Origin of the sequence: Agromyces binzhouensis, from assembly GCF_004135055.1 — a bacterium.
GTDB lineage: Bacteria > Actinomycetota > Actinomycetes > Actinomycetales > Microbacteriaceae > Agromyces > Agromyces binzhouensis.
The window spans coordinates 1-9,334 of sequence record NZ_SDPL01000092.1 but is presented as its reverse complement, the minus strand read 5'-3'; the positions used below and the strand labels follow the sequence as shown (position 1 = coordinate 9,334).

Sequence of the window (9,334 nt, the reverse complement as noted above, 5' to 3'; positions counted from 1 at the left end):
GCTCGGGCGCGCACCTGCTCGGCGTCCTGCGCGACCTGCGACTCCGCCTGCCGGGCCGCCTCGGCCGCCTCGAGCGCCGTTCGCGCCGCCGTGTCGCGCTCCTTCACCACCTCTTCCGCCTGCGTGACCTCCTCGAGCGCCGCCTGGCGGTCCGACTCCGCGCGCTCCCGCACCCGGCTGAACTCGGAGAGCCGCCGTCGCGCCTCCGGCGACAGCTGCTCGAAGATCCGCGCGAGCAGCGCCGCCCAGAGGTCCGTCTCGACGTACTGCCACGCGTTGAACTCGACGGAGACGACGTTCGGCCACACCTGGGTCGCGCCGGCCGTATCCCCGCCCGGTGCGCCCGCTGCCGTCCCCGTGCGGGCGCCGGCCGCGGCATCCGCTGCCGCCGCCAGTGCGGAGAGCTGCTCCACCCGCTGCCGGATCCTGGCCATGAGGAAGCTCTTGCCGCTGCCCCAGCTGCCGAACATGCCCACCGCGAGCGGCGGGACGAGGGCCTTCGAGGCGATGAGGTAGGCGAAGGCGTCGGCCTCCTCGCCGACCCCGATGAAGTCGGCGCTCGGTTCGGGTCGATCATTCGAGAACGAGGGCATCGTGGCACGACGTCGCGGGTACCGCTCGGCGAGCCAGTCGCGGATCTGGAGGCCCGCGCGGCGCGGGCCGTCCGGCTTCAACTCGCGGACGCACTCCTCGCGGAAATGGGGCACCAGCTGGCCGGCGCTCACCCCGGACCGACTGATCGCGGTCCCGAGCCGATCGATCCACGTCGTCAGCGTGAGGACGGAGGCCAGGACGTCCGCGACGCGCGCGGTGCCCGACGGGGTGCCGGCCTCGGCGAGCACGCCGGAGACCTCCGCGTCCCACCGTTCGGGGTCGGGCGTGCTCGGCGCCGCGGCGGCGGCGACCTGCAGCGCCTCGTGGTCGATCGCCGGGTAGTCGTCGGGCAGCAGGTCGCGAGCGGTGAGGTCGAAGTGCGCGAGGAAGCACCACACCTCGCCTTCCTCGTCCGGATGCGCGAGCAGGAGGCCGAGGAACAGGTCGTCGGGAGATACGGTGCCATCGCGTCCGCCGAGGGTCGCGAGCCCTCCGGCCCACTGCAGGGCGTGGTTCACCGAGGGCGACCACGTGTCAGGCGCCGCGGTCATGGTGCCCCCGGGCCGTCGGACCCGACCGCGGGTGCGCATTCCCGGCGTGCCAGGCGTGTCCGAGTGCGTCGCCCACGTGAACCAACTCCCACCATCGGGTCCCGTACTCCCATGGTGGCACGGTGCGGGCGGAGCGAACAGACCGGGATCGACGGATGCCGGAGCTCGCGCCGCGACGCGTGCGCCGCGGCATCCGTCGCCCCGGTTCGCGTGACCGAACCGTGACCTGCGCTTCCTACGGTGGACGGATGTCCCAGCAGTCCTGGCAGAAGCTCGTCGAGTGGCCGCTCTTCATCGCGGCCGTCCTGTTCCTCGCGGCGTACTCGTGGGAGGTGATCGGCGACCTGCACGGACCGGAGGCGGCGTTCGCCGAATCCGTCATCTGGGGCACGTGGGCGCTGTTCGCGATCGACTACGTCGTGAACCTCGCGCTCGCGGAGGATCGCCCGCGCTGGTTCGTGCGGCACCTGCTCGACCTCGCCGTCGTGGTGCTGCCGGTGCTCCGTCCGCTGCGGCTGCTCCGGGTGGTGACGATCCTCACCGTGATCGGGCGGACCGCCGGAGCGATGCTGCGCGGCAAGGTGATCCTCTATGCGGCGGGCGCGTCGGTGCTGCTCGTCTACGTCGCCGCGCTCGCCGTGCTCGACGCCGAGCGCGGCAACGGCGGGTCGATCGAGACGTTCGGCGAGGGCCTGTGGTGGGCGTTCGTCACCATCACGACCGTGGGCTACGGCGACTTCTTCCCGGTGACCCCGACCGGTCAGCTCGTCGCCGTCGGCGTCATGGTCGGCGGCATCGCACTGATCGGCGTGGTCACCGGCACGCTCGCATCATGGATCGTCGAGCGGGTGAGCGAGACGAACGAGGCCGAGCAGGTCGCCACCAAGGCGCACATCGACACGCTCACCGCGGAGATCCGCGAGCTGCGCGAGGAGATCCGCCAGCGCGCGTGATGGCGGTCGCCCGAGCCGAGGCGCGTGCACTGGCGGACCTCCCCGATCTCAGGGTTCACCCGGGCGCGTCAGTGGCGTCGATGGGGGATCGTAGGTGAGGAATCCTCGAGGTGGTGATCGAGATGTCCATCGTCCGAAGCACCGCGGTCGGAGTCGCCCTCGGCGCACTCGCGGTCATCGGGATCGGGCACGCGGCCCAGGCGGGCGAACCGCCCGAGGCGGTCGTGTTCCTGGTCGACACGTCGGCATCGATGGAGGGGGCGCCGCTGGCGCAGGCCCAACGTGCACTCGTGCGTTCACTGGATGTCGTCCCGGATGATCGTGCAGTGGGGCTCCGCACGTTCGCCGGCGGGTGCGACGACCCACCGGCGACGCTCGTCGAGCCCGCAGTGGGGAATCGGGCAGAGCTCCGACGGGCGGTAGATGGGCTCTTCGTCGCCGGCGGCACCCCGACCGGACCCTCGTTGCTGGCGGCCGCAAGGGACCTTCCACAGGGGTCCGGCACGATCGTCCTCGTCAGCGATGGGATCGCCGAGTGCGACCCGCCGCCGTGCGTGGCGGCGGCGGCGCTGATGGAACAGGGGTTCGACATCCGTGTCAACACCGTCGGCTACGCGTTCGACGGTGAACCGCCGAGCGAACTCACGTGCATCGCCGAGGCCACGGGTGGTCGCTACTTCGACGCCGACGACGAGGAGTCGCTCGTCGCCGCACTCGGCGAGGCGAGCGTGGGCGGCGGCGGGCCGCCGGTGGGGTTGCTCATCGCCGCGACCTTCGGGGTCGGCATCGCGGTGTGGGCGGCTGCGAGGCCGACCGCGCCGTGGAACCAGCGACGCATGGTCGCGCACCGGGTCCGGGTGTCGGCCGCCGCGGGACGCGGCGTCGCCTGGTCGCCGAGCCTGGACGCGAACGACGAGGCGCCGACCCGGTCGGTGCGCCTCGAGGTGCGACCGGGTCACTGGGAGGCCCGGATGGTGGAGGGAGAGGATCGTGGATGACGCGAAACTGACCGTCCGAGACCTCGTGCTCGAGCCGGGTCATGTATCGGTGAGCTCCGAGGTCGCGAGGATCGCCGCGGACCGCGACGTCGGGGGCGAGGTCGCGAAGGTCGTGGCCCGCATGGCGACGGCCGGGAAGGACTACCTCGCGGGCGAGGTCGGCGAGGTGGCCGACGGCCTGCTCGACCTCGACGTGACCGACGTGATCGCGCACTCGTGGGATCGTCACCGGGCCATCGGCGAGGCGAAGGAGTGGTCCGCGAAGAACCCCGACGGCGAGATGGTCGTGCCGCTCGTCACGCACACGGTGAAGTGGAGCTACGAGCCGAGTGTCGAGGTGAAGGTCGACGAGGTCCCGATCACGAGCGTCGCGCTCGCGGTCGCGCTCGACACGACGGTGAAGGGTGCGGTGATCGCGTTCCGGCGGGGGGAGGTCGCCGATGTGCGCACGGGCACGGTCGAGGTGCGTGCGAAGGTCGAGTGCGAAGGGGTGAAGCTCGCGGAACGCACCGGGTCCTTCGACCTCCCGGGCCTCCTCGGGTTCAGCGGCGCGCCTCGCGTGGTGGCGCCGTCGGAGCCCGACCCTGCGCCTGCCGTGCCGCCCGTACCCGCCGGGCCCGCATCGCGATACCGACCCGGCGAGATCGTGAACGGCCATCGGCTGAACGCGGATGCCACGGCCTGGGAGCCCGTGGGCCGATACCGACCGGGCGACATCGTGAACGGCCATCGGCTGAACTCGGATGCCACGGCCTGGGAGCCCATCGGCAGCTAGAGACCTCGTCGTGCAGAGACCGGAGCGGCCGGCGACCCGAAGGTCGCCGGCCGCCCCGTGTCGGTGTCCCGAACGGGGGTGCGCGTCAGTCCAGCAGGTGGTCCAGCGCGCGTCCCATCCACTCGGCCCGGGTCGCGGCATCCGTCATGCCCTCGAACCCGAAGCCCGCGTAGAGCGAGCCCGGCGTGGCCACGACCGCGGCCTCCGGGAACCCGCCCGCCGTGGTGCGGACGAAGTTGTTCGGGTTCGGAGCGCTGCCCGGAGGCGGCCCCGTGATCTCCCAGCCGCCGAGGTCGGCCTCGAACGAGGTCGTGCCCTCGCCCGTGGAGACCTCGATGTCATCGAAGAACACGCCGAGGCCCTGCGTCGCCCAGTCGCTGGCGTACGACAGCGCGACCTCGACCTGGCCGCCCGCGTAGGCGGAGAGGTCGACCGACCACTGCTGCCAGCCACCCGAGTTGCCGGATGCGGCGTTCCACGCACCGCCGTCGGACCCGGTCGGGCTGCAGGTGCCGTCGCCGTTCAGCGTCTGGTACTGGTCGAGCTGCGGGTGCAGTTCGTTCCATCCGGACGGACAGCTCTGGCCGGAGTCCTGCGTCGTGTGGCCGTTGCCGTCGGGCAGCGTCGTCCAGTCGTCCTGGCCCGGCGTGTGCGCCTCGACGAACACGTAGTCCCAGTCCGCCTCGGTGTCGTACGACGTCCAGAACGTCAGCGTGGCGCCGCCGGCCGGAACGTCGATCGTGCGCATGAGCTGCTTGTACGAGACGTCGCCCAGTTGCGAGTACACGTAGTAGTCGCCCGTGTGCGGCTCGAACGGTCCGCCCGCGCGGTCCCAGCGGGCCGAGACCCAGCTGTCGAACTGCGGGTAGTCCGCCGGAGGCAGCACGCCGCTCGTCGTGATGAACGAGTTCGTGTGGAACTGGTTCTGCGCGCTGTCGCCGCCGTTGAAGCCCCAGCCGAGGCCCTCCAGCGGCACGTCCACGCCGAGCGCGTCGAGCACGTCGCCCTCGTCGTCCAAGCCGGCCGAGTCGACGGCCACGTAGGCGCCGAGCCAGTACTGCAGCACGTCGTTCGTCGCGTCGCCCGAGCCGAACAGCGCCTTGCATCGGGCGAGCACGGCCGGATCGGCGCGGCACTCCTCGTTCGCCGACGTCGGATCGAAGAACTGCGTCCCGAGGTTCGGCGTGTACTGGCTGCCGGCCCAGTCGCCGGTGTACAGCACCTGGCCGCCCTCGTTCATGAAGTCGCGGACGTTCAGCAGTTCGTCCATCGCCAGGCGCGAGGCGTTGCCGCCGCCCCAGCCGGGCTCGCGGGTCACGATGTCGTCGCCGGTGTACCAGACGACGGCGTCGTAGTGCGAGAGCACGCCGAGCGAGTCCGCCGCGATGCGGCCCCGGGCATCGACGTCGTAGACGTCGTAGCTCGTGCCGTTCGCGTCGAGTGCGTCGGTGTAGTACTCGAGGTAGGCCGGGTCGGTCCCGCCGATGCCCGGCGAGGCGCCCGTGTAGTCCTCTGCCGCGAGCACCAGCACGTCGGCATCCGACTCCGAGACGGCCTCGTAGGTGAACGAGTCGCTCGTCTCACCGCCGCCCTCGAACCAGACCTCGACGCTGTCGCCGGGATCGGTTCCCGTGACCATGCCGCTCATCACGCGGTAGTAGACGTCCGTCGCGCCGCCGTAGCGATCGCCGCCGTCCCACTCCGAGGTCGGCGCGCTCTGCGCGGCGCCGCCGTTGATCGAGTACTTCACGGTGACGTCGCCGAGGCTGCGCTTCGCGAGGACGCGCACCTCCTGCGGGTCGCCGTAGGAGTAGTCGAACGTGAAGTTCGCCTGCGGGAGGCCGACCTTGTAGTCGTCGTCGCTCTGCAGGTAGAACGGCTTCGTCGTGATGCCGAGGTGCGACACCGGGTTCGCCGGGTCGACGGCCGACATCGCGACATCCGTCGAGAACGGAAGGATCCGCTCGAACTCCGCCTGCACGAGCGCCTCGTCGTCGGGGAAGACGAACCCGCCGCCGCTGCCACCGTCGCTGAGCTCCGGCGTCCAGGCGAGCGTGCCGTGCGACACGTGCGCGAAGTCGGTGGTCTCGCCGTTCGTCACGTACAGCACGTCGGAGGACAGGCCCGGCTCGAAGTCCTCGATGGACGGGTTGTCCAGGTTGCCCGAGAGCGCGTAGTAGATCGGGTCGTCCCCGCTCGGCGTGGCGATCTGCCAGCCCTCCGGGTACAGCAGCCACTCCCCGAAGGAGTGGTAGTTGACCTGGAACTCGGGGTTCGCCCGGTCGAACAGCGCCATCATCGCCTGCGTCTCAGGCTCGGACGCCGGCGACGGGCCGCGGTACGTCTCGCTCGAGGTCTGAGACGACGAGCCCTCCTCGTCGTACGCGAAGTGCTCCGGGTAGTTGCGGTTCGGGTCGACGCCGTCGCCGCGCGTGATCTCGCCGTTGCCGTCGTTGTCGCGGAGGTTCTTCCGCCACAGCCGCTCGGTGTCGAACGTGTACTGGTACCCGTCGGGGTTGGCGACGAGGACGAACCAGAGTTCGGTGGACTTCAGGAGGTTCTTGACCTCCGTGTCGTTCGACTTCCACTCGTCGATGTACCAGTTGAGCAGGCGCCGGTTGGTCTCCGCCGAGATCCACTCGCGCGCGTGCTGCGCGGAGCTGTAGAGCACGGCGGGACGGGAGCCGTCCTTCTGGCCCTTCGCGCCCTGCGTCACCTTCAGCGCGATGATCTCGCGGCCCTCGTAGGTCTCCCCGAGCACGACGAGCTTCACCAGCTGCGGGTTGTCCTTCGCGAGCTGGTACATCTGGTCGCGGAAGCCGCCGGGTTCGTCGTACGAACGCCAGACGTCGTACCCCGAGGCCGCCTGCTCCGCCGCCATCTGCTTGGCGGACTTGCCGTTCTTGCCCTTGGTCACCTTCACGTCGATGCCGCGCTCGGCGAGTCCCTTCGCCTCATCCTCGGAGAGGATGAGCTGCATCTCGACTCCGCGTCCGGATGCCTTGCTCGCGGCGATGTCGAGCCCGGACGCGGCCATGTCGGCCGCCTGCTCCGCGCTGACCTCCGCGGTGTACATGTCGAGTTCACCCACGTCGTCCTCGGCGGCGTTCGCGCCGATGGGACTCAGCATCGCCGCGGCGAGGGCTGCGGCGGCGGTTCCGAGGGCGATCCGTGTTCGGGTGGAACGGTTTCCAGTCATGACGACCCCTCCGGTCCGTCTACGGCCAGGGGGATCGGTGACGACGACGTTGTTCGTCTTGAGATCGCCACGCGTCTGACGCTGTACGGACCCTACGGGCCACCTTCCTGCCACGCGTCGCGCACTGTCAAGAGATCGCCCGAGGTTTGGTCGATTCCGCCGCCGATCGCTCGATTCCGCCACCAATCGGGCAGTCCGGCGATGGAATCGAGCACGGCGTCGGGTCGGATCGCTCCGTCGAGGTCGGCCGGATCGAACTTGCCGGTGCGGACGAGCACGCCGGTCAGCCCCGCCCGCTGCGCGCCGTCGACGTCGGATCGGATGTCGTCGCCCACCATGACGGCCTCGTCGGGCGCCTCCGCGAGCGAGTCGACGGCGGCGCGGTAGAAGGCGGCGGCCGGCTTGCCGAGCACCACCGCGTCCCGCCCCGAGGCGTACTCGAGGCCGCGCACGAACGCGCCGACGTCGAGTCGCAGTCCGTCCTCGGCGCGCCAGTAGCGCGTGAGGCCGAGGGCGACCAGGGGGATGCCGGGATCCTCCGCGAGCAGTCGGAACGCCCGATTCATGGTCGCGAAGTCCCATCCGCTCCCGAGATCGCCGACCACGACGGCATCCGCCCGCTCGGAGGGTTCCGCGCCGGCCACGCCGAGCTCGGCGAACTCCGACGCGGTCGCGTCGGGCACGAACAGCGCGGGGTGACGGCACCCCTCCGATTCCAGCCACGCCGACGCCGCGACGACCGGCGTGAGCACGTCGGCCGCATCGACCTCGACGCCCATCCGTTCCAGCTTCGCGACGATCTCGCGCCGCGGGCGCGACGTCGTGTTCGTCACGAAGCGGTGGGGGATGCCGCCCTCGACGAGCCACGCGACCGTCTCCGCGCCCCCGGGCACCGGCTCGTCCCCGACGTAGAACACCCCGTCGAGGTCGAGCAGCACGCCGTGGACGCTCACACCCCGGTCCTGCCCTTCAACCCGGTGCCGCCCGCGATCGAGCGCATCACGAGCGCGTCGATCACCGGCAGCGTCGAGGCGCGCAACGCCCACCGCCGGAGCAGCAGCCGGAACCGGTCGGGGGGCAGGAACGTGTTCGCCGCGCGCCGTCCGGCGGCCTGCTTCTCCTCGACGACCGGACGCCACCGGCGCTCGTACTCGCCGAGCGCCGCCTCGATCGACGCGGCGTCGCGGCAGGGCCCGACGAGATCGGTGAGCAGCTCGGCGCCGGCGATCGCCATCGACGCGCCCTGCCCGGCGAGGAGCGAGACGGCCTGGCATCCGTCGCCCGCGAGCACGGTGCTGCCGCGGTGCCAGCGGGGGAGCACGACCTGCGCCACCACGTCGTCGTAGGGATGCGCCGGGCAGCGTTCCAGCAGGCGGTCGATCGGACTCCACAGCCCGCCGAACACGCGGCGCAGGCGCGTCGGCGCATCTTCGTCGGGGTCGACGCCCTCCTGCGCGTCCTCTCGGTAGGCGAGGAACGCGGCGACCCGTCCGTCGCGCAGCCCGTAGATGCCGGCCTGGCGGTCGACCGTGTCGGTGAGCACGAACCGCCCGTCGAACTCGGCGTGCAGGTCGGGTGCGCCGTCGATCACGTACGCCGCGGCACGCAGCCCGAGCGGCCGCACGAACTGCGTCTCGTCGCCGAACAGGGCCTCCCGCACGCCCGAGTGCACGCCGTCGGCGCCGATCACGAGGTCGGCGCCCGCGAGCCGCGCGCCGAGTTCCGTGCCGGCGTCCGCAGCCTCCGACGCGCGGTACGGCACCCCGTAGTGCACGCGCACCGAGCCGTCGGGCGCGTCTCCGAGCGCGTCGAGCAGCACGAGCTCGAGGTCCGGTCGCATGAGGCTGAGCAGACGGCCGCCCAACGCCGACGCGAACGCGTCGTAGTCGATGCTCGCCGTCCGCCTGCCCGAACGGGCGTCGACGTACTCGACGGAGCCGATGCGGTACGAGGCCTTGCGGAGCCGCGGCAGGACCCCGATGCGCTCCGCGGCGTCGAACCCCAGGCCGAAGAAGTCCATCATGTAGCCGTCGGCACGCGGGCCGTCGGCCCGCTCGACCACGTCGACCTGCCATCCGGCGAGCGCCAACTGCCGCGCGCACGCGAGTCCCGCGATCCCGGCACCGATGACCGCAGCCCGCACCTCGTCTCCGCTCCGGCCGTGGCGAACCCACCGCCCGGTGCCGACGCTACTCCGGTCGCGCGCGCCGTCGCGGGCCATCCGGCCCGTGCGGCGCGACCCGGCCATCGCTCACGTGTCGGCC

The 9,334-nt window shown here is 71.5% G+C and carries 7 protein-coding genes; 3 read left to right on the top strand and 4 right to left on the bottom strand.

Annotation, left to right across the window (positions count from 1 at the left end):
- Positions 1–1,145 (bottom strand): P-loop NTPase fold protein (locus ESO86_RS06745; RefSeq protein ID WP_207207042.1); only part of this gene is annotated, 1,145 nt, incomplete at its 3' end.
- A 248-nt stretch (positions 1,146–1,393) separates the two neighbouring features.
- Between ESO86_RS06745 and ESO86_RS06740 the strand changes: the two genes are divergently transcribed.
- The 3 genes from ESO86_RS06740 to ESO86_RS06730 all read left to right on the top strand — a co-directional run bounded on the left by ESO86_RS06740 (position 1,394) and on the right by ESO86_RS06730 (position 3,871).
- Positions 1,394–2,098, top strand: a complete 705-nt coding sequence (locus tag ESO86_RS06740; protein ID WP_129234206.1) for a potassium channel family protein — start codon at positions 1,394–1,396, stop codon at positions 2,096–2,098.
- A 122-nt stretch (positions 2,099–2,220) separates the two neighbouring features.
- Positions 2,221–3,096 (top strand): vWA domain-containing protein, encoded by an 876-nt coding sequence (locus ESO86_RS06735; protein WP_165307434.1) that lies wholly within the window; start codon positions 2,221–2,223, stop codon positions 3,094–3,096.
- The gene (locus ESO86_RS06730; protein WP_129234204.1) at positions 3,089–3,871 is read left to right on the top strand and encodes a hypothetical protein; all 783 of its coding nucleotides are present in this window, start codon (positions 3,089–3,091) and stop codon (positions 3,869–3,871) included. The genes ESO86_RS06735 and ESO86_RS06730 overlap by 8 nt, the downstream gene beginning before the upstream one ends.
- Before the next feature lie 85 nt (positions 3,872–3,956).
- Here ESO86_RS06730 and ESO86_RS06725 read toward each other — a convergent pair whose 3' ends face one another.
- The 3 genes from ESO86_RS06725 to ESO86_RS06715 form a co-directional block, all read right to left on the bottom strand.
- Positions 3,957–7,070, bottom strand: coding sequence for a M14 family metallopeptidase (locus ESO86_RS06725; protein WP_207207041.1), 3,114 nt, complete (start codon positions 7,068–7,070; stop codon positions 3,957–3,959).
- Between the two features lie 92 nt (positions 7,071–7,162).
- The gene (locus ESO86_RS06720) at positions 7,163–8,023 is read right to left on the bottom strand and encodes a TIGR01458 family HAD-type hydrolase (RefSeq protein WP_129234203.1); all 861 of its coding nucleotides are present in this window, start codon (positions 8,021–8,023) and stop codon (positions 7,163–7,165) included.
- Positions 8,020–9,318, bottom strand: coding sequence for an FAD-dependent oxidoreductase (locus tag ESO86_RS06715; RefSeq protein ID WP_242492245.1), 1,299 nt, complete (start codon positions 9,316–9,318; stop codon positions 8,020–8,022). Before ESO86_RS06715 ends, ESO86_RS06720 begins: the two co-directional genes overlap by 4 nt.
- Positions 9,319–9,334: the final 16 nt, after the last annotated feature.